This window comes from Marinobacter sp. AC-23, from assembly GCF_001858325.1.
Lineage (GTDB): Bacteria > Pseudomonadota > Gammaproteobacteria > Pseudomonadales > Oleiphilaceae > Marinobacter.
The window spans coordinates 106081-126000 of sequence record NZ_MBPP01000023.1; the positions used below are offsets into that span (position 1 = coordinate 106081).

The 19920-nt window shown below is 53.7% G+C and carries 18 protein-coding genes and 2 pseudogenes; 10 read left to right on the forward strand and 10 right to left on the reverse strand.

Translation table 11 applies throughout. The features are described 5' to 3' along the window. Positions 1–26: 26 nt before the first annotated feature. Together fdxA and mutS are read right to left on the reverse strand one after the other, a co-directional pair. Positions 27–350: a ferredoxin FdxA gene (fdxA, locus tag BCA33_RS08730; protein WP_071265042.1), complete on the reverse strand. Its 324-nt coding sequence runs from the start codon at positions 348–350 to the stop codon at positions 27–29. Positions 351–487: 137 nt separating this feature from the next. Beyond that, on the reverse strand, positions 488–3115 hold the full coding sequence (gene mutS / locus BCA33_RS08735; RefSeq protein WP_071265044.1) for a DNA mismatch repair protein MutS: 2628 nt from the start codon (positions 3113–3115) through the stop codon (positions 488–490). An 81-nt stretch (positions 3116–3196) separates the two neighbouring features. Here mutS and BCA33_RS08740 point away from each other — a divergent pair. From BCA33_RS08740 to BCA33_RS08760, 5 genes and pseudogenes are all read left to right on the forward strand, one after another. After that, a pseudogene (locus BCA33_RS08740) lies at positions 3197–3696 on the forward strand (nicotinamide-nucleotide amidohydrolase family protein). Between the two features lie 165 nt (positions 3697–3861). Continuing rightward, on the forward strand, positions 3862–4917 hold the full coding sequence (gene recA / locus BCA33_RS08745) for a recombinase RecA (protein WP_071265046.1): 1056 nt from the start codon (positions 3862–3864) through the stop codon (positions 4915–4917). 20 nt (positions 4918–4937) lie between these two features. Further along, positions 4938–5407: pseudogene (locus BCA33_RS08750) on the forward strand (flavodoxin family protein). 436 nt (positions 5408–5843) lie between these two features. After that, positions 5844–6665, forward strand: coding sequence for a DUF3800 domain-containing protein (locus BCA33_RS08755; RefSeq protein WP_071265048.1), 822 nt, complete (start codon positions 5844–5846; stop codon positions 6663–6665). 90 nt (positions 6666–6755) lie between these two features. Beyond that, on the forward strand, positions 6756–8915 hold the full coding sequence (locus tag BCA33_RS08760; protein ID WP_071265195.1) for a P-loop NTPase fold protein: 2160 nt from the start codon (positions 6756–6758) through the stop codon (positions 8913–8915). Positions 8916–9085: 170 nt separating this feature from the next. On the opposite strand, the gene BCA33_RS19755 is transcribed toward BCA33_RS08760, so the two are convergent. The 3 genes from BCA33_RS19755 to BCA33_RS21630 form a co-directional block, all read right to left on the reverse strand. Then, positions 9086–9487, reverse strand: coding sequence for a type II toxin-antitoxin system PemK/MazF family toxin (locus BCA33_RS19755; RefSeq protein WP_083394695.1), 402 nt, complete (start codon positions 9485–9487; stop codon positions 9086–9088). A 439-nt stretch (positions 9488–9926) separates the two neighbouring features. After that, positions 9927–10343 carry a helix-turn-helix domain-containing protein gene (locus BCA33_RS21625; protein WP_254774277.1) on the reverse strand — a complete coding sequence of 139 codons (417 nt, stop codon included), beginning with the start codon at positions 10341–10343 and terminating at the stop codon, positions 9927–9929. Positions 10344–10361: 18 nt separating this feature from the next. Next, entirely contained in the window at positions 10362–10832 is a 471-nt protein-coding gene (locus BCA33_RS21630; protein ID WP_254774278.1) for a hypothetical protein, read from the reverse strand. 118 nt (positions 10833–10950) lie between these two features. On the opposite strand from BCA33_RS21630, the gene BCA33_RS08770 reads away from it, so the two are divergent. From BCA33_RS08770 to BCA33_RS08785, 4 genes are all read left to right on the forward strand, one after another. Further along, positions 10951–11823 (forward strand): DMT family transporter, encoded by an 873-nt coding sequence (locus BCA33_RS08770; RefSeq protein WP_071265050.1) that lies wholly within the window; start codon positions 10951–10953, stop codon positions 11821–11823. Positions 11824–11875: 52 nt separating this feature from the next. After that, the gene (locus BCA33_RS08775) at positions 11876–12148 is read left to right on the forward strand and encodes a SelT/SelW/SelH family protein (protein ID WP_071265052.1); all 273 of its coding nucleotides are present in this window, start codon (positions 11876–11878) and stop codon (positions 12146–12148) included. Between the two features lie 68 nt (positions 12149–12216). Further along, complete coding sequence (locus BCA33_RS22735; RefSeq protein ID WP_071265054.1) at positions 12217–12636, forward strand: GFA family protein; 420 nt, start codon at positions 12217–12219, stop codon at positions 12634–12636. 138 nt (positions 12637–12774) lie between these two features. After that, complete coding sequence (locus tag BCA33_RS08785) at positions 12775–13398, forward strand: class I SAM-dependent methyltransferase (RefSeq protein WP_254774279.1); 624 nt, start codon at positions 12775–12777, stop codon at positions 13396–13398. Between the two features lie 148 nt (positions 13399–13546). Here the strand turns inward: BCA33_RS08785 and BCA33_RS20775 are convergent, their stop codons facing one another. From BCA33_RS20775 to tmk, 4 genes are all read right to left on the reverse strand, one after another. Beyond that, a complete protein-coding gene (locus BCA33_RS20775; protein WP_217632639.1) occupies positions 13547–15196 on the reverse strand; it encodes a lipopolysaccharide assembly protein LapB in 1650 nt (549 codons plus the stop codon). 71 nt (positions 15197–15267) lie between these two features. Beyond that, complete coding sequence (locus tag BCA33_RS20780; protein WP_217632640.1) at positions 15268–16068, reverse strand: hypothetical protein; 801 nt, start codon at positions 16066–16068, stop codon at positions 15268–15270. Between the two features lie 5 nt (positions 16069–16073). Continuing rightward, entirely contained in the window at positions 16074–16247 is a 174-nt protein-coding gene (locus tag BCA33_RS20785) for a hypothetical protein (RefSeq protein ID WP_217632641.1), read from the reverse strand. Between the two features lie 65 nt (positions 16248–16312). Next, positions 16313–16924 carry a dTMP kinase gene (tmk, locus tag BCA33_RS08795; protein WP_071265059.1) on the reverse strand — a complete coding sequence of 204 codons (612 nt, stop codon included), beginning with the start codon at positions 16922–16924 and terminating at the stop codon, positions 16313–16315. A gap of 43 nt (positions 16925–16967) precedes the next feature. On the opposite strand from tmk, the gene BCA33_RS08800 reads away from it, so the two are divergent. After that, positions 16968–18449 carry a radical SAM protein gene (locus tag BCA33_RS08800; protein WP_083394684.1) on the forward strand — a complete coding sequence of 494 codons (1482 nt, stop codon included), beginning with the start codon at positions 16968–16970 and terminating at the stop codon, positions 18447–18449. A 409-nt stretch (positions 18450–18858) separates the two neighbouring features. On the opposite strand, the gene BCA33_RS08805 is transcribed toward BCA33_RS08800, so the two are convergent. Continuing rightward, positions 18859–19812 carry an IS110 family transposase gene (locus tag BCA33_RS08805; RefSeq protein ID WP_071265061.1) on the reverse strand — a complete coding sequence of 318 codons (954 nt, stop codon included), beginning with the start codon at positions 19810–19812 and terminating at the stop codon, positions 18859–18861. Between the last annotated feature and the right edge of the window lie 108 nt (positions 19813–19920).

The window sequence follows — 19920 nt, forward strand, 5'->3', positions numbered from 1 at the left end:
GGCGGTGCTGCCAAGCTTGGCTCGAGTCATCTTTCCAAATACTGAAGCTTGTTGGGCTTGCCATCCCATTCTGCAGCGTCTGCAGGAGCGTCTTTCTTCTCGGTGATATTGGGCCACTTGGCCGCCAACTCGGCATTGATTTCAATGAATGGTTCTTGGTCTGCGGGTAGCTCGTCTTCCGAGAAAATCGCTTCAACCGGGCACTCGGGCTCACACAGCGCGCAATCGATACACTCGTCCGGGTCGATTACCAGAAAGTTCGGGCCTTCGTAGAAGCAGTCTACCGGGCACACTTCTACGCAGTCTGTATGTTTACACTTGATGCAGTTATCGGTAACGATAAACGCCATAATCAGATCCCTGGTCCAGTGGTCAATCTCATCCGGAGCTTGTTGTCAGGCTCCATGGTTATATTTTAATGGGCGATATTGTAGGGAGCAGCCCGCGCTGCCGCAAGCGTCTGGCAGCTATAACCTTATTATTCACGTCACTTCCCGTCAGTTTTCAATAATTTCTTCAATTCATACAGCCGGTTCATGGCTTCTCTGGGTGACAAGTCGTCCAGGTCGAAGCTCTGCAATGCTTCTTCCACGGCGCTGGGTTCTGCGCTGGCAAACATGTCACCCTGGTAAACGGTCTGGCTGGGCACTGCTGGCCGTTTCTGGCTTGCCTCAGCGACCAATGGGCGCGTAGTGGCTGCGGGCACTGCGCTGCCTTCCAGCAGTTTCAGCTGCGCTTTGGCGTTGTGTATCACGCTCTGGGGCACGCCGGCCAGCTTTGCTACCTGCAAACCGTAGCTTTGGCTGGCAGGGCCTTCGTGTACATTGTGCAGGAACACAATGCTGTCGTCGTGTTCTGTTGCTGTCAGGTGTACGTTTACAGCGAGTTCCAGATCGTCCGCCAACTGCGTGAGCTCAAAATAGTGAGTCGCAAACAGGGTGTAGCAGCGAATCTCTTTTGCCAAGTGTTCGGCCGTTGCCCAGGCCAGGGATAATCCATCGAAGGTGCTGGTGCCTCGGCCTACTTCGTCCATCAGCACAAGGCTGAACTCGGTGGCGTTGTGCAGGATGTTGGCGGTTTCTGTCATTTCCACCATAAAGGTGGAGCGGCCGCCGGCAATGTCATCGGATGAACCCATACGAGTGAATATGCGATCTACTGGCCCAAGCACAGCACGGTTGGCTGGTACGAAGCTGCCCGTGTAGGCCAGTAGAGCAATGAGGGCCGCTTGGCGCATGTAGGTAGACTTACCGCCCATGTTGGGGCCGGTAATGACCAGCATGCGGCGTTGGGTGTCCATCAGCAGGTTGTTGGGCACGAAAGGCTCGTCAAGAAGCTGCTCGACTACCGGGTGGCGGCCTTCCTCGATATCGAACCCGGCAGCCTCGCGAAACTCCGGTGCAGCAAAGCGTAAAGTGGTGGCGCGCTCGGCAAAGTTGCTGATCACATCCAGCTCGGCCAGCGCCTGTGCGGCATCCTGCAGGGGCGCGAGCTGTTCCGCGACTGTCTCCAGTACCTCATCGTAAAGGCCCTTTTCTCTGGCCAGCGCACGGCTTTTGGCGCTCAAGGCTTTGTCTTCGAATTCTTTCAGTTCCGGGGTAATAAAACGCTCTGCGTTTTTCAGGGTTTGGCGGCGGATATAGTCCACAGGTGCATGCGCAGACTGGGCTCGGCTGATTTCAATGTAGTAGCCGTGAACCCGATTATAGCCAACTTTCAAGGTACTTATGCCGGTGCGCTCTCGCTCCCGGGTTTCCACGTCCAGCAGGTATTGGCCGGCGTTCTCACTGATGTTGCGCAGCTCGTCCAGCTCGCCATCAAAGCCTTCACGAATCACGCCGCCTTCGCGGATCACGACCGGAGGGTTGTCGATAATCGCACGCTCCAGCGTGTCGGCAAGCTCTGGGTATTCGCCAATCACCGTGGCCAGTTTAACGACGTGGTGAGAATTAACCGGCTTCAGGGTTTTCTGCAGCTCTGGCAGGGTCTGGAAGGCGTCCCGCAGGCGGGCCAGATCTCTGGGGCGGGCCGAACGCAGTGCCACTCGGGCCAACACGCGCTCAATATCGCCCACGGCTTTGAGCAAGTTATGTACAGGCTCGTAATGGAAGCCCTCAAGCAGGGCAGATACCGCTTGCTGTCGCTGTTGCACTGCGTTCACATCCCGCAGCGGGCGGTTCAGCCAGCGCCTTAGCTCCCGGCCGCCCATGGAGGTTGCAGTTCGGTCCATTACCCAGGCCAGAGTGTGCTGATACCCGCCCATAAGATTGACATCAATCTCAAGGTTGCGGCGGCTGGTGGCATCGAGAATCACCGCCTCGTCCCGGCGTTCTCGGGTTAGCTTGCGGATATGGGGCAGGGCGGTGCGTTGGGTTTCTTTTGCGTACTGCAATAAACAGCCGGCGGCACAAATGGCTAAACTCAAATCCTCACAACCAAAACCGGTGAGGTCCCGTACCTGTAGCTGTTGTGTAATTACGCGGCGGGCCGTATCGGATTCAAAAAGCCAGGGGCCCTGGCGCCGAACGCCGGTAAGGCCCGTAAGCACTTCCTGATACGGGAAGTCTTCACTGATAAGAATTTCCGCAGGGCGTAACCGTTGCAATTCCCCTTGCAAGGCTTCCAGGTTATCTAGCTCGGAAACCACAAATCGACCACTGGAGATGTCCAATGATGCAAAGCCGAACTGTTCGCGGTGGTGATAAATGGCGGCCAGCAGGTTGTCGCGACGGTCTTCGAGATAAGCGTCATCGCTCAGGGTGCCGGGGGTAACAATTCTGACCACTTGGCGGTCAACCGGGCCTTTGCTGGTTGCCGGGTCGCCAATCTGCTCGCAAATGGCAATGGATTGACCCGCCCTGACCAGCCGTGCAATGTATCCTTCTGAGGCATGAAACGGGATGCCTGCCATGGGAATTGGGTTGCCGCCGGACTGCCCCCGGGCTGTGAGGGTAATATCCATCAGCTCTGCGGCCTTCTTGGCGTCGTCATAGAACAGTTCGTAAAAATCACCCATCCGGTAGAACACCAGCTCGTCCGGGTGCTGACCCTTGATTTTAAGGTATTGCTGCATCATTGGGGTGTGCTGGGGTTTGCTGTTCTGAGCTGCTGACATGGACGAGTCCGGATAATCTTGCTTTGGGTGAAGCCACGGATTGTAAGAAAATAATGCCCGTGATGAAACGAGGAGAACATTATGCCTGCCAGCGACTACGAACTCGAACAAGCAGCAAGCCAGTTAGCAGACCAATTATCACAGATGGGCTTTACGGTGGTGACCGCCGAGAGCTGCACCGGCGGCTGGGTTGCCAAAGTATTAACAGATAAAACAGGTTCTTCAGCCTACGTGGTGGGTGGTCTGGTTACGTACAGCAATGATGCTAAAAAGGCTTTGCTTGGGGTTACGGATGTATCTTTGGATAACCATGGAGCTGTTAGTGAGCCAGTTGTCCGCGAGATGGTCGCTGGTGCCTGGCGACAACCGGGGCGAATATTGCGGTGGCTGTAAGTGGTGTGGCCGGGCCTGGTGGTGGCAGCGAAGAGAAGCCAGTAGGCACGGTTTGGTTCGCGTGGGGGAGTGCCGTGAAGACGACAGAGGCGGTGGTTCAGCATTTTAGCGGCGATCGTGATCAGGTGCGCCGGCAAGCGGTTCTCTTTGCCCTGCAGGGTGTTAGCGGGTTTTTGGAAGAAGCCTGAGGTTTTTCACAATAACAGGGGTTGGTCTCTTTCGCGGGGTATGTTTTAATACTGTTCAAACATACAGGGAATTCTGCCGCAACCATTGCGCGGGTCCCGATTTACTATCTCTCCGCCGGCTTGTGTTCTCTCGCTGGCGGCCTAGGCAACAGAGGGTTTGCACTGATGGAAGATAACCGCAAAAAAGCATTGAGCGCAGCGCTGGGTCAGATTGAGCGCCAGTTTGGTAAAGGCGCGATAATGAAAATGGGCGACCAGCCCCGCGAAGCCATGCCTGCGGTTTCCACTGGCTCTCTCGGGCTGGATGTTGCTTTGGGTATAGGCGGCTTGCCTTACGGGCGGGTTGTTGAAGTTTACGGGCCTGAGAGCTCTGGTAAAACGACACTGACTCTTCAGGTTATTGCGGAAGCGCAGAAGGAAGGCAAAACCTGTGCCTTTATCGATGCTGAGCACGCTTTAGATCCTATCTACGCGGAAAAGCTCGGCGTTAACGTGGACGACCTTCTGGTTTCGCAGCCAGACACCGGGGAACAGGCTCTGGAGATTGTCGACATGCTCGTGCGCTCCAACGCCGTAGACGTCATCGTTGTTGACTCCGTTGCCGCGCTTACACCGAAAGCTGAAATTGAAGGCGAAATGGGTGACAGCCACGTTGGTCTGCAAGCCCGCTTGATGTCTCAGGCTCTGCGTAAGCTCACGGGTAACGTGAAGCATTCCAACTGCCTACTGGTCTTCATCAACCAGATTCGTATGAAAATCGGTGTGATGTTCGGTAGCCCCGAAACCACCACTGGCGGTAACGCTCTGAAATTCTACTCATCTGTACGTTTGGATATCCGCCGTATTGGTGCGGTAAAAGACGGTGATGAGGTAGTGGGTAACGAAACCCGCGTTAAAGTGGTCAAGAACAAGGTATCCCCGCCTTTCCGTCAGGCTGAGTTCCAGATTCTTTACGGCAAGGGCATTTACCAGTTGGCTGAAGTGCTCGACATGGGCGTTAAAGAAGGCTTTGTGGACAAATCCGGCGCTTGGTATGCCTACAACGGCGATAAGATTGGCCAAGGCAAAGCCAATGCGTGCAAGTTCCTTGAAGAAAACAAGGAAATTGCCATGGAAATCGAAACCAAAGTACGTGACAAGCTGATGCCGAAACCGGTTTCCAAGAAAGACGCTGCGGCGGCCGCCGAAGCTGCCGAAGAAGCGAGTAGCGAACTGATTTAAGACATCCCGGGAGGTGCGTTATGGATCGCAAAAAGAAATTACTCATTGTTTCCCATGCGCCTTCTCTGAATACCCGCACCCTGCGCGACGCTGTCGCGCAGGGTGCGGGCCATGAAGACATTGAAAATGTAGAAGTAACCGTGCTGGCGCCACTCGAGGCCGGCCCGGATGATGTTCTTGCCTGTGATGCCATTATCCTCGGCACCACTGAAAACCTCGGTTATATGAGCGGCGCTTTGAAGGATTTCTTTGATCGCAGCTATTATCCCTGCCTGGAGAAAACCCAAGGCTTACCCTTTGCTTACTACATTCGCGCGGGCCACGACGGCACGGGTACTCGTAGAGCAGTAGAGAGCATTACTACCGGCCTAAAATGGCGTTTAGTTCAAGAGCTCTAATCTGTCGAGGGGAATTTCAGGAGGAGTTTGTTGACCAATGTGAGAAGCTTGGATTGTCGATGGCAGCCAGCCTAGAGGCGGGGATTATTTGAGATGGCCGGTTGAGGAAAACACTAAGCCCCAGCTAACATGCCCGGCTTCTCATATGACAATGGCTATCTTGAGCAGACTCTTGATATTGGCTGATATGGCACCCATAAGTTGGTCAGCTTGGCCACTTTATGGGCACACAGGCAACCGCTTGTGGCCGCCCAAAATGTTTTCTTTTAAACAAAAGCGAACATTCGATTAGTGCTTTTCCCCGAAGGTTCCAAGCGAATCACTGGTCTTTCATGCTATTTAATTGACGGAGCCAATTACAGAAGCCAAATGATTCCGTGGCAGAGCTCACGATGGTGCGCTAGGCTGTTGTTTTATAAATTTATCTGCGGTGCGATTGACGGTTCAAAGGCTGTAACAACGACGCAGACAAATTTTTGCAGTGGTGAAGCGCGCTGTCTAGCTGCTGTTATGGATAGGAGATGACCCATGGAGTTGTTTTTCGCCGATGACTCAACTCACAAAGGAGTTCGAGATGGCATGGGAAAAATAATCTCATTTGGGGGAGTTTTTGTATCCCCAGAGGCGCTGATGCCTCTTGAACAGCAGATTACCGATATCTGCCAGAAAAAATATGCCATTCCCGAGGGCGAAGAGATTAAGTGGTCGCCCAAGAAGAAATCCTGGATATATGAAAACTTACACGGTGAGAAAAGAACTGAATGTTACCGTGAGATTATACAAGCGGCACTCGATCACGGCGTAAAGGCAATCGTCATTTGTTGGGACAAGGGGCGCACAACGTTGAAGGGAGAACGCGCCTTCAACAAAGCGTTGGACTTCGCTTTCGAGCGCATATCCGTTCACCTTGAGAAGCAAGACACCATTGGCTTGATGATCGCTGACCGGCCGGGTGGCAGCCATAAACAGGACGAGGCATTTTTGTCCGATTTCCTTGAGCGGGTTAACAATGGAACTGTACACGTTGGCCCAGATCGTGTAGCGCTAAATATTCTTACAACTCCATCCCACTTAGTTAAGCATCTACAACTAGCTGATCTAGTTACCTCTATCACTGCTGCCATGGTAGCTCGGCAAGATAGATATGCAGGTGAATTATTTCCTTTGGTCAAGAAGATGTTTATCAGCAACCACTTTGGATACATCGGTGGCTCGGGATTGAAGTTGTTTCCGGACGATCTTTGTAACTTGTACCACTGGGTTCTCGGGGAAGACGCATATGTGAAGGTAAGCATGTCCGGTGGTATCGGCCTCCCACAGAAGGGGTTGCCCTATGCTGAGAATCCATAAAAAGTGCTGGCACGGCGATCTACTACATTGCGGCTTCGCCTACATTCCGCAGCCGGCCATGCTGGTCGGCGTTAGGCAATGGGATGGTCCATGAACTGGTTACGTAATTTATTCTCGGATAAACAAGGTGACGATTTAAATCGCCAAACTACACAGCCAGCAACCCCCCAAATTGACGAGAAGGTGGTCCGCCTTAGTGCGGACAATCCAATCAAAAAACCTGAGGATGATGCTCTTGGGCGTGTAAAGTCGGCCTCTTCGTTTGCCAAACAAGTTCTATCTTTGGACGCCAGCGAAGGAGTGGTGGTTGGGGTTTTGGGAGCATGGGGTTCAGGTAAGACCTCATTTATCAATCTAACTCAAGGCTTCTTCAAGGATTCAGGAATAGCAGTACTTGAATTTAACCCGTGGATGTTTAGTGGAGCAGACCAACTTGTCCACTCGTTTTTTATAGAGCTATCTGCTCAGCTCAGGCTTCGGCCGGGAATGGCTGAAGTCGGTGAGAGAATCGAAGAGTACGGTGAATCTTTCTCAGGCCTCGGTTGGTTGCCGCTGGTAGGACCATGGATTGAGCGAGGGCGCGTGGTTACCGACATTCTTGCCAAGTCCCTCCAGCGTAAGAAAGAGGGTGTGAAAGCTAACCAATCGAGAGTGCGAGAAGCCTTAGAAAAACTGAACGAGCCGATTATCGTTGTACTTGATGATATCGATCGTCTATCTACACCTGAAATCCGGGACGTATTCAAGTTAGTGAGGTTGACAGCAAATTTCCCGAATATCATCTATTTATTGGCGTTCGATCGCTACCGTGTAGAACAAGCTTTAGGTGAACAAGGTATTCCGGGACGTGACTACCTTGAAAAGATCTTGCAGATTGGAGTGGACCTTCCCGCAGTGCCAGATCACGTCTTAACTTCTCAGATATTCAAGGCAATCGATGCAGCACTCGAAGGCATAGACAATCCCGGGCACTTTGATTCAGCCCTTTGGCCAGATGTATTTATGGAGGTCATTAAGCCACTCATAAGGAATATGAGGGATGTCCGGCGTTATGCCGCTGCTATTCATGGTTCGGTAAAGGATTTAGAAGGGCAAGTTGCCTTAGTCGATGTGTTGGCTTTAGAGGCAATTCGTGTATTTCTTCCAGACGTATTTCACACCTTGCACCATTCGGTGGAAGGCCTTACCGCTACAACGAATGACTACGGGCATCACGATGAGCCACCTAAGTTAAAGCAACAGATTGATAATCTCGTAAAGGCTGGTGGAGATCAGGCGCAGAGTGTCAGCAATTTAATTCGGAGATTATTTCCGGCTGGCGAGCGTCATCTAGGAGGTATGCATTACGGCGGGGATTGGAAAAGCAGTTGGTTGCGAGAAAGGCGTGTAGGTCATGTGAGCGTGCTCAGTTACTACTTAGAGCGTGTCATAGGGGAGCAATTACAGGCCTTCTCAGATGCAGAGAAAGCTTGGTCATTAATAACTGAAAAAACAGCTTTCGAGAGTTACCTCACCTCGATACCGGCAGAGCGACTGGAGGATGTTATCTCCTCGCTTGAAGCATACGAGGATGAATTCGGTGCTGAACATGCAGTCCCTGGGGTCGTGGTGCTCCTCAATCTTCTTCCCAAGCTCCCTGATCGACCGCGCGGAATGTTCGACTTAGATACAAGACTTGTTGTTGGACGGGTTGTATACCGTCTCGTGCGGGCACTGAAGCAACCTGAAGCCATTGAAGCAACGGTTAAAGAAATACTCCCTCAAGTTGACTCTTTATCTTCAAAAATGGAACTCATCACCGATGTTGGGTATCGCGAAGGGGCCGGCCATAAGCTGGTTTCGGAGGCGGCTGCGAAAAGGTTTGAGGCTGAATGGCGCGAGGAGGTCCGCAATGCTAGCCCCGAAAAGTTGGCGTGTGAAACAGATCTACTACGGGTACTTTTGCTGACTAAAAGGGAGGTCGCCCCTGATGAGCCTGAGTTAATAGTGCCTGATTCTCCGGAAGTAACATTTGCACTACTGAAGAGTGCTAGGAGTGAAACAAGAAGTCAGGTAATGGGTAGTCGTGCTGTTCAGCGAAAGCCACGGCTCGCGTGGGATATTTTGGTTGAGCTATACGGCGGCGAAGATCCATTGCGAGTGAGGGTCGAAACGTTGAAAGCTACGCCGCCTGACCAAGTTGATGATTTATTTGAGCTGGCCGAAAAGTACCTTGCCGGGTGGAGACCACAGGAGTTTGGTGATGACTGACAATTTGCTGTTGCAGGGCAATTTTTCAGCATTACCTACAAACCTGAGCGTTCGCTTTGCGACCACCCTTTCATTTGCTTTTTGAACGCCTCAAGGCCAGCTCAGAGAGCAAAAGAGGCTTCTAAAACTCTCAATTTCCAGAAGAATAGAAACATTGTGTGTCGGTGGAATTAAGTCAGCTTCAAGTATTCACTGACAGCTTCCATGATTTTGTTCCAATCCTCGCCAGTAATACGGGGCATGTAGTACTCTCTGCCGGCTCGGGTCCGTCTATGTGGTTTGTCCAATCGGTCGAAAGACACTGTATAAAGCATGTCGCATTTAACCCAGGCTTCCTCACCTAGAGGTCTTCCATCTATTGGTGGTTCACCTAAGAGATAATGATAGAGTTTTGGATCGCTGGGAGGCGTCGAAGAGATTGGAGCGACAGTGCACAACCTTCGTCCATGTGTCGAGCTTGGAGATATAACGACTACGGGCCTTCTTTTAACCATCTCTGGTTCAACAAATCCTCGCGTAAAGTCGCAATAGAGGACATGGCCGTGCTTTGGGTAAGCTCCTTTGAGTGGCATATCGCATCCCTGAAATGACAAAACCGCCCAAAGGCGGTTTAAGACAAGCACCTCAGTGAGCTTGTCATCGCCCTTCTGAGGTGGCTGGTTCAACCTTTGCGTGAAAGGGATCCAGACTCCAACCGGCTTTCGCCGGAGACAATCCAATGGTGGGGCTCTGTTGCCAGTAAGTCAACGGAAGATTAAGAACGATAAGTTATAAGTGGTTCTTTTTTTAGGCTGGTACCAAAGAGGCTGAATGTCCGCTTAGCGACCGTCAGCGGAGGGCTCTAATAGAGGTGCCACTAAAACAGGGATGCTTACAAAAGGGATCTTGGCGTTACTGGTAGCCATTTGAGAAGTTCGCCGAGGTACTATGAGAAATCCGGGCTAGGGGACGGTTCTGTGGTCAGGCCTGGTGCGGCCAGCAAGACTGGTCGTGGATAATCGGTCCATCCAGTTATCCGACAAAGCCGCGATAGGCGGACGGCGTTACCCCAAACCGGGCCTTGAACGTCCGGCTGAACTGGCTGGAATCATTGAAGCCGCAGGCCAGGGCGATGGCGGTGATTTTATGTCCGGGCTGGCGTAGCAGGTCACGGGCCCGGGTCAGCCGCTGTTCCTGGACGTATTGATAGGGCGCACAGCCGAAGGTGGCACGGAACAGGCGAGCGAAGTGATAGGGGCTGAGGTTTACCCAGCCTGCCATCTCCGCGAGGGTGAGTGGCTGGTCCAGCTGCTGATGGATGCGGGCCTGTAACAACCTGCGATAACGCATGGAGAGCTGGCCGGTGACAGCGGGTGGTGTCTTTTGCACCGTGGAGTGGCGGCTGAGCACCTGCAACAACAGCCACTGCGCCAGATGGTCCATTGCCATGGCTTGGCCAGGGGCCTGTCAATCGCTCAGCGCCAGCAACTTCCCAGCCTGGGCCAGTACCGGGTCTTCAGCATGGTAGAGCTCGGCAAGCTCGACGTTGTGTGGTTCGCAATCCCAGGTTTGCTCAGCGCATTGGGTTATGTCGAGGTCATTAAAGTAGAAATGGAAGAATTCGAACTGACCGCCGATCTTCCAGGTGGAGTGGCTGCCTGCCGGAAAAAGACAAACGGCACCGGGGAACCCCTGGCTCACGGCCTGCCCATTGACCATCCGTCTGGCTTTGGCACCCTCGTTGATGTAGATGCTCAGGGCGTGATGGTTTGGCCGCTCATAACGCACTTCTCCTTTGCGATTCTGCCACTGTGCGAGCGCCCGCCCCTTATCCAGTTCCATCAGTTTCTGTGGCGCCACGCCGGCGGCTTTCAGCGTGTCCACGATATCGCGGCGCTTCGTCGGTGAAGTGTTTGTGGGTATCGGGTCGGTATCCATAGCGGGCCTCCGCAAGAATCATCCATGGTTGCGCAGGATCTGACAAGTCTTGCCCTCTCCATCCCCTTACTCTGTTCTTGTCGTTTGGTTACGTGCAACTTTTTCTGGAATACCTGCCATGCCTGTTTCTGCTCATTATGCTCTCACGGTGCTGATCTGGGGCCTGACCTGGACAGCTATTCGCTTGCAGGTAGAGTCGGCGCCGGTTGATATTTCGGTGTTCTACCGTTTTCTCATGGCCTCTGTTGTGACCCTGGCGGTGCTTGCGTTGCTGCGACGCCTGCAGAAGCTGAGCCTGAAACAGCACAGTTGGCTGGTGCTTCAGGGGCTTACCATGTACAGCGTGAATTTTCTGCTGATCTATCGCGCTGCGGAATCGATGACCAGTGGCCTTCTGGCGGTGGTGTTCTCGTTGGTGGCGCTGTTCAACGCGGTTAATGGTTGGTTGTGGCTAAGGCTGAAGCCTGCCGCCCGACTGTACCCGGCCGTGGCACTGGGTATAAGCGGCGTCGCGTTGTTGTTCTGGCATGACCTGCAGCTGGGTAACGCAACCGGCGCCAGCATACTGTTTGCCGCTGCGGGTACTTTCTGGTTTTCCATGGGGAACCTGGTGAGCATAAAGGTGCGACTGGCAGAGATTCCCCTGCTGGTCGCCAACGCCTGGGGCATGGTCTACGGTGCCTTGATCCTGGGTGTCTGGTGCCTGATTCAGGGAGTGGAGTGGGTGGTGCCCACGACAGCCACCTTCTGGGGTGCAACCGTGTTCCTTGCAGTCCCCGGGTCCATCATCGCCTTCTATTCCTACATAACTGTGATCCAGATCCTGGGCGCTGACAAGGCGGGCTATGCAACGGTGCTGTTCCCGATCGTGGCCTTGAGTGTGTCCACCTGGCTGGAGGGCTTCGAGTGGACTATTACGGCGGTGGCGGGAGCGATGCTGGCCATACTGGGAAACTACGTGTTGTTTCGTCGGCCCGGTCAGAAGACCTAGCGTCTGCTGTATACTGCGAACGAATACACTCGGGAATTAATGGGCGAGCCCAATGACAAACAAAGTTGATATTCATTACTGCATAGGGTGCCGCTGGCTGCTTCGTTCGGCTTGGATGGCACAGGAACTGCTGGCCACCTTCGAAGACGAGCTGGATTCGCTGGCATTGCATCCGGGAAGCGGTGGAATTTTCGAGGTGTGGGTTAATGAAAAGCGGATCTGGTCCCGCAAGGAGCAAGGGGGATTTCCGGAGATCAAGGTGCTCAAGCAATTGGTGCGGGACGAAATCGACCCTGAACGCTCGCTCGGACACGTGGATCGTTGAAGCCCGGGATCAATGAGTCGGCCCGGGCTCTCCTGTTACGGGCCTGGCGCCTTCAGAAGGAGTGATCGATGAAAGGTGAATGTCTCTGCGGAAACGTGAAGTTCGAAATTGAAGAGGAGATTCGAAATTTCTATCAATGCCACTGCTCGTTGTGTCGAAAAGTTACTGGAGCGGCAGCTAACGCCGCGACTTTTGTACAGGGCACCGCCTTTCGTTGGGTGTCAGGTGAAAGTGGTATCAAGTCTTACAAAAAGCCCAGCGGTTTCCGAAGCGACTTTTGTTCAGAGTGCGGGAGTCCGGTTCCCAATAGCCTGAGAGACAGCGGAATGGTTTGGATTCCTGCTGGTTTGCTTGATGAAGCGGTTGCATCACGGATTTCTGTTCACCTCCATACAAAGTCCGCTGCCCCTTGGGAGCTAGAGTCTGCTGAGTGTGTTCGACTGGACGGTGGACCGGACAGCCTGGAATCACTTAACAAGTTGTTGTAGTTCGTTCCGGCCTACGGCCTACACCGGACGCCCTTGTCAGGGCGCCGTTTATTGCTGGCGTCATACCGATAGGGAGAGTCAGAATTGGAGTTAGCAAACGTGGTCCCATGGGGGCGATCTTTCGCAGAATACCAAGCAATGTTCGGATTATCGGAAGATGATCTGAAAAAGCGAATTCTTGGTTGTGGTGATGGCCCAGCGAGCTTCAACGCGGAAGGAACAAAACGGGGGAGCGAAATCACATCTTGTGATCCGGTATATCAGTTCGAGACGAAGGAGATACGTCGCCGGATTGATGAGGTGTATCCGGACATCATGACCAAGATGAAACAGGGGGCAGACAACTATATCTGGGACTCACTGGGCAGCGTTGAAGAGCTTGGCAAGGTTCGGATGAAAGCCATGTCTGAGTTTCTTTCTGACTTTGATACGGGTCGCCACCAAGGGCGGTATGTACCAGCATCATTACCTTCGCTGCCATTCCCGGATTCTGGTTTCGATCTGGCTCTCTGCTCCCACTACCTTTTTCTCTACAGTGACCACGTAGACGAAGTGGCTCACTTGGAATCAATACGGGAGCTGTGCAGAGTTGCCTCCGAGGTTCGCGTCTTCCCGGTTATCTCTCTGGATGGAACGGCTTCGAAGTATTTGGATTCGGTCGTGACGGCACTATCCGCAGGCGGTATTGAAGTTTCGCTGCAGGCTGTGAGCTACCGTTTTCAAAAAGGCGCCACTGAGATGTTGGTGGCAAAGTCTGTATAACCAGGCCATGCACGGCGACGGCTACTACATTGCGGCCTCGCCTCCATTCCGTAGCCGCGTGTGTTGAGCGGCGTTATCGCAACATCTGAATGTTCGCTTTGCGACCATTCTTGCCCAAGCCATTCACAAAATTTCGGACACGTTTAGTTCAGAATTCGGAAAACTGCTCAAGAAGGCCGGGGTTGGTTGTGTGCCGACGGCCCTCAACGATATCATCTGCTGGATCCTGATGTAGCGCAACCTTCACCTTCACGCGCTGCAGAAGGAAGCTGCTCCGGTATTTTTCGTTTACGCCGATTGCCCCCGTGACGGAGTCGTTAACGAGATCAAGAGCTTCCTGGAACTTACCCAGCTCAAGTTTCACCTGCGACAAATTATGAGCCAACCAGATCCAGCCGCTCTTGTCTTCGATTGTCTCAAGGATAGCCTCTGCCTCCGCGTAGCGGCCAAGTTTATAAAGCGACTCTCCCCATTTGCGCCTCTGATAGGGGTCGGGGGCCTTCAGAGTCTCGAACGCTTCTAGAGCGCGGTTCAGGTAAGTGGGGTGGTCATCGACGCTTGCTGCGAGCAGCATGATCTCTGCATAGCTGCCGCGGCTCTGGTCATCGTCCAGCATCAACGGCGTTGGTTCAGGCAGACGCGCCAGTACATTCTGGACTCGCTCCGGCGCATGCCAAACCAGCGCGCGGACGAAACTCGCGACAGAGTGATAGCCTTGCGGTATGCCGATCACAGCACTGTACAGCGCTTCCGACAGAAATAGCTCCTCATGCTGTTCGATGAGTTCGCCTGCCCAAGTTTGACGCGCGCCATTGAGCGCATCGCCTAGTGCCATCAACAGTGAGGGAGACACGCTGCCGTTGTCCTGTTTCGTAGAGATGATTTCTGATGCATATCGCTGTGCCGTCTCATAGCACTGATGCCTGCGGCTGCAAGATCGCACCAGTTGAAGTTTGGCTTCATTCAGCGAATAACTGGCGACCACCTCTTGGAACAAGTGCTCGGCTTCGGCATGCTTCCCCAAGCTACGGAGTGTCTTTGCATGGTGGTACTTGATTTCTGCGGCTTGACGGGCATCGAGGCCAACCATGGCTGCAAGGTCGTCATAGGCTTGCACGATCGTCCCTAGCCATTTTATCGCAGCCTCTTCTCCTGATATATGCCGGAAATAGCGCTCCTTAGCTTCGATTGACTCGAGAACTACCAGGATCGCGACCTCGTTTTTAGTCGCGCTCAGCGACCTGAGCCGATTTGCATCTTCCAGCGGGTTGGGCAGCAATTGGTTCTGAATGGCGCTGCCCATCCAGACCATCGACAATGCGTAGAGAAAGGCCGGACGCCGATCCCCTTTCTCGACATTGCTGGCAATCTTGTCCTTGAGCTGCGATGCGATCAGCTGCAGGCCATGTCCATCCCCACGGATTTGCTGGAGAATGAACGCATCGAGCTTACTATCGATTTGTCTCGCCTTCTCGTCGGTTAGCCAGTTCAACGACTTCAGCGCCGTGAAGACGATATCGTGGATTCGGATTGACGCTTCACTTTCGGGCGCGGTCAGTCCGTGACGCTCGAACGCTCTTAAGCGTAGCGGTCCAACAACGAACTTGAAGAACGCGCGATCGCAGTGGCTCTGGCCCGCCCATTGGAACAAACACAGCTCTTCCTCTAGTGCCGGTTTCAACCGTCCTAGAATACGGTCAGCGAGCCTTGCGCCGCCAACCGGCAGTTTGGCTACATTGACGCAGTCCTCTGCAAGATCGCTCCACGAAACGCCCTCGTGCGCGGCGGCATTAAGCATCACTAGGCTAAGAGGATGGCCGCCGACTGCGCGCCAGATAGTCTGGAACGCCTCTTTGGACGGCTGGGTGTTTAGCCTTTGCCGAGCAGTTCACGAGCCAGCGTCTCTTCCATGGTAGGCATAGCGAATGCTCCAGGTGAGGGGGTTTGCCGTGTGATCAGAATCCGAGAGTTCAGCCCACACAGTGCGGCTAGTTGGTCGACGGCGAGACTCGGGCTGGCATTGTCTATGACTAGGAATGTGCGGTTTCTGCGCAGCAGGGCGCTGACATTACGCTCAGCACCGCCGCGCTGAACCGGGACCGACGAGAGTCGCTCGACACCGTCGATGTCGCGACCGCTGACCCAAAACCTGTATTCGAAATAGCATTCGTTGCGCAGTAGACACGCGGCTGCGGCTTGCGACTTCCCAATGCCGCCAATGCCGCCGATCTCAACACACGCCGTTTTTTCGAGCCTCCGATCAAGTTCAGTGTCGACTGCGTTATTTGGTACGTAAAGAGCGCTTATTGGCGGCGCGCGCAACGACGCAGGGTGGTCATCTCGAATATCGGCCAGAACGGGCAGATGCTGGGCAAGGTCGTCGATCGCGTCGTCCCGCAGCATCAGCGTATCGATGATGGCCTCAGCGATCGACCGGCTGTCCATGAGATGGAGGTGTCTCCCATTCATCCGTGTCTGCTGCAATGCTGTGTTGACCATCGCTTCGATTACGCCGGTTTGCGCGCGCTGGGAACTCAGAAGATAGATGTCCTGGGCGCGCGGCGCTAAGGATAGGGTGTGATCGAGATCCCCCCAAGGCTTGGTCATCGCACCGGAGAAGTATTTCTGCACGATCGAAGCCTCGACGACCAGACTCCCATCTTCCGACACGGCATCTAGCGCCCCACCGACTGGCTGCCGCCGACCGACGACCCCCGCTGTACGAGCTTCACATCGCGCAGATACTCAATAAACACGACCCCGAACCGCTCGAAAATCGAGCCCGGCGCCAAGATGCCAAGCGAGTCAATCACGCGCTGGATAAGCAGATTTCGGGTCTGCGGGTTCATGGAAAGCTCCGGGTTTCAGATCTGTTGCGATGGGCGACGGTCGCTAGGTGTGTTGCCGGAGGTTGTCATAGCAAAGGTTCGACCAAGCGCCAGATGTCTCGCGCCACCCCATCCAGTGACTGATTTGCGTCGATGACATGGCAGCGTTCCGGCTCCTGGTGTGCCACCGCGATCAGAGCTTTGCGGATGACTGCGAAATCTCGCGCCGCTTCCGCCGGGTCAGGAACGCCGTCGCGGCGCTGCTCCCGCCGGCCATGAGCGACGGCAAGGGGAAGGTCTAGGATGATCGTAAGATCTGGGAGTGTGGGGCCCACGACAATGTCGCGGGTCGACCGAAACAGCAGGTGGAGATCAGCGTCGGACACCGCGACTTGAAAAGCGTAAGTCGAGTCGATGAAACGATCAGAGATGACCCACTGGCCACTCGCCAATGCCGGCCGGATAACACTGCGCACATGATCAAATCGGGCAGCGCTTACCAGCAAGAGCTGCTCTGCCGGAGCGAGTGGTCGGTCAGAGTGCGTTAGAATCGCCCGGACCTCTGCCCCCAAATGGCCTCCATCCGGTTCCTTTGTCTGTAGTACCGATTGACCGTTACCTCTAAGATGCTCAACAAGTAGCTTAACTTGCTCGGTCTTCCCGCTACCGTCAATGCCCTCGATACTTATAAATGGCATGCAAATCCTTTATTTATAATAATCAAACACGCAATGGAGTTTAATGAAACGCTCGAATACAGTTACATTCGTATCTGCCGGTATGTTATCGCCCAAGAAGCGCGATCATATGCTTGCGCGCCGGCAACTCTATCTCAATTACGGTGCATTATCGCTGGCAACGACCCTAGATACCATGGGAACCTCCACCTTGTTGGTGCACGGCGAGCACCGCGAACCCGCCGACGTCCTAAGCATGTTGCTGGATAAAGGAGTATTTCCGTCTCGGTTGCCGATAATGCTATCCATACCCAGCTTCTACGCTCTACGATGGGCGCAGACTTTTTGCAGGCTAGTGCGCGACATTGATCCGGACGCTAGGATCATTGTCGGTGGACGTTGGGTAGTCGGCCCGGATCCTGACTGGTTGCACGCGAAATTGCCGGAGGCGGATTTGTTGGTCCCCGGTCTGGCAGAACCGCTAATAGCGAGCCTGCTCACGAACGCGCCGGACTTACGCCTCCTGCCTGCCCCGAAGCCAGATGTCGTCCTAAACCATACCTTGGTATCAGGCTTCGAACGCTATCAACCGAGCATTGAGGCATCACGTGGTTGTGGCATGGGTTGCTCGTTCTGCGAAGAGCGGGATATCCCTCTAGAGAAGTTGGGTGAACCGCAGCAGTTTGCTAGAGCGCTTGCGGCAGTTTCTAGCCAGTATGGGGACAGCGAGATCCGGCCCTATTTTCAATCATCAATGTTCGTCCCCAATGAGAAATGGGCCACCGGTCTAGCGAAGGCATTCCAAGCCGACGGCCTCAATGTGGCGTGGCGGACGGAGAGCCGCGTCGATGTCCTTACGCCTGAAACGATTGCCTGCCTCGCCGGGGCAGGATTGAAGGTGCTCGATCTGGGGCTCGAGACGGCCTCCCCGACGCAGATTCTAAACATGCGCAAATCCCGCCATCCGGACCGCTACCTTGAGCGAGCGTCTATTTTGCTCAAGGCGTGCAGCGATCACGGTATCGCCGCCAAGGTCAATGTCTTGCTTTACGCCGGGGAAACGACCAAGACTCTTGAGGAAACGCGTTCGTTTCTCGATGATCACAAGAGCTCGATTGCCGGAGTTTCGGTTGGCCCAGTCGTGGCCTATGGCCCACCGAAGACCGCGAATATTCTTCTGAATGAATGGTCGAGGAGCGGTGCTACGCCGGTCGATTCAAGTAGCGCGAACGACAGCGGGATATCAATGATTCATCTCAGTCATGATTTTGACGCAAAATCGGCTGAGGCCGCTAGCTTGCAATTGTCTAGGCGTTACATGGATGCAAAGGCATATTTTTACCTGAAGAGCTTCTCATATTACCCGCGCGATTACGCGCGCGCAGACTTCGACCGTGATGTTGCTGCAAGTGATACATCGCAGTTGCCGTTTCGCACAGCCGAAGGAGTAACAGGGGCAGGCATTCGAGAACAGGCCACACACAGAGGGGCAGGCATCCCTTGCAGTGAAAGAGCAAGTTCGTTAATCAGATATGGAAGAATATAGGACACCTAAAAAATTCCTTGCCCCCTCCACCCCTTCGTTTTTAGGGCTCTCTGACGGAATGAGTGGAACCATCCCTAATTCCATTCTCCAGCGGAATGGAGGCTAACTTAAAATGTCAGCCTGACATTGTCGGCTACCAGCGGGGCCAGGGAAACGAGGTACAGGTACTCGAAAAAAGCCCAGGGACAGGCACTGACCGGAAGCGGTGGGGCCGTCAGCCTAAAATTTGGTCTGGATCTGATAGCGTGAAGCATAGGTTCATTTGTCGCATCCTGCGGGGTGTTTTCAATCAAAGTGCATCCACGAATCCGGGTATCGGGATTTGGAGCAGCCGGTCATGTTGGTAGCCAGAGATCGAAGTATGCTGTTGTCTCGCACTAACCAGTGACTGTGGTGTCAATCCCATAAATTAAGCCATATTTTCACGCCACGGTTCTTGGTTTTTAACCATGGTATTGAGCACCACAATCATTTTTCTCATGCAGGCGATCAGAGCGACCTTGGGAAGTTTGCCCTGGGCTTTCAGGTGCTCGTAGAACCGTTTAAAAACAGGATTGCACTGGATGGATGAGAGCATGGCCATGAACATCACCGTGCGCACTCTGTGACGTCCTCCCTGTATCCTTCGTTTGCCATTGAGCTTGCCGCTATCGCGGTTGATTGGTGCAACACCGACCAACGCAGCAATTTCTTTTCGGTTGAGCGAGCCGAGTTCTGGAAGCTCGCTGAGCAGGGTGTAGGTGAGTACTTTGCCGACGCCCGGAACACTGGTCAGAATCTCTGCTTTGATGCGCCAATGATCGACTTTGGCCACTTCTTGGTCGATCTGTTGGGTAATGGTTTTGATTTGATTTTGAAGCATTTTTAGCAAGCTATTGATGGAACGATGCAGTGTCTTTGGAAGTATCTGGAGACGGTTTTTCTCCATGGTGGACATTTCCAGGAGCTGGCTGCGCCGGGTTAGTAAGTCTTTAATTTTTTGGGATGTTTTGTCCGGAATAGGCCTAAACTCAGGCTTCAGTGTGGCCGCGTATTTGGCAATGACTTGCGCATCAATCCGGTCGGTTTTGGCAAGCACGCCGATAGCTTGAGCGTACCGTCTGACACTGGTGGGATTGACGACAATGATCGGTAGACTGGCTTGGTCACATGCTTGCACCAGGGCATGTTCATAACGCCCGGTTGCTTCCACCACGATACGTTCGATGGAGTAGCCTTTGAGGATTTTGACGAATCGCCGGATGTGCGCCTTGCTGTTGGGGATCGAATAAAGCTGTCCGGAGGGATGAAGGGCGATATCGAGATTGGCCTTACCAACGTCGACACCGATATTGACGGGTATTTGGATTTTTGAGTTGTTCATAATAAGCTGACTCTGCCTTGCTATACGGCTCGAGGCCCCGATGACTGTTCGAGTTATCGCTTTAGAGTCATGCAGCGCTACACACTGGTTATCGGTCTCTCGAAAGAG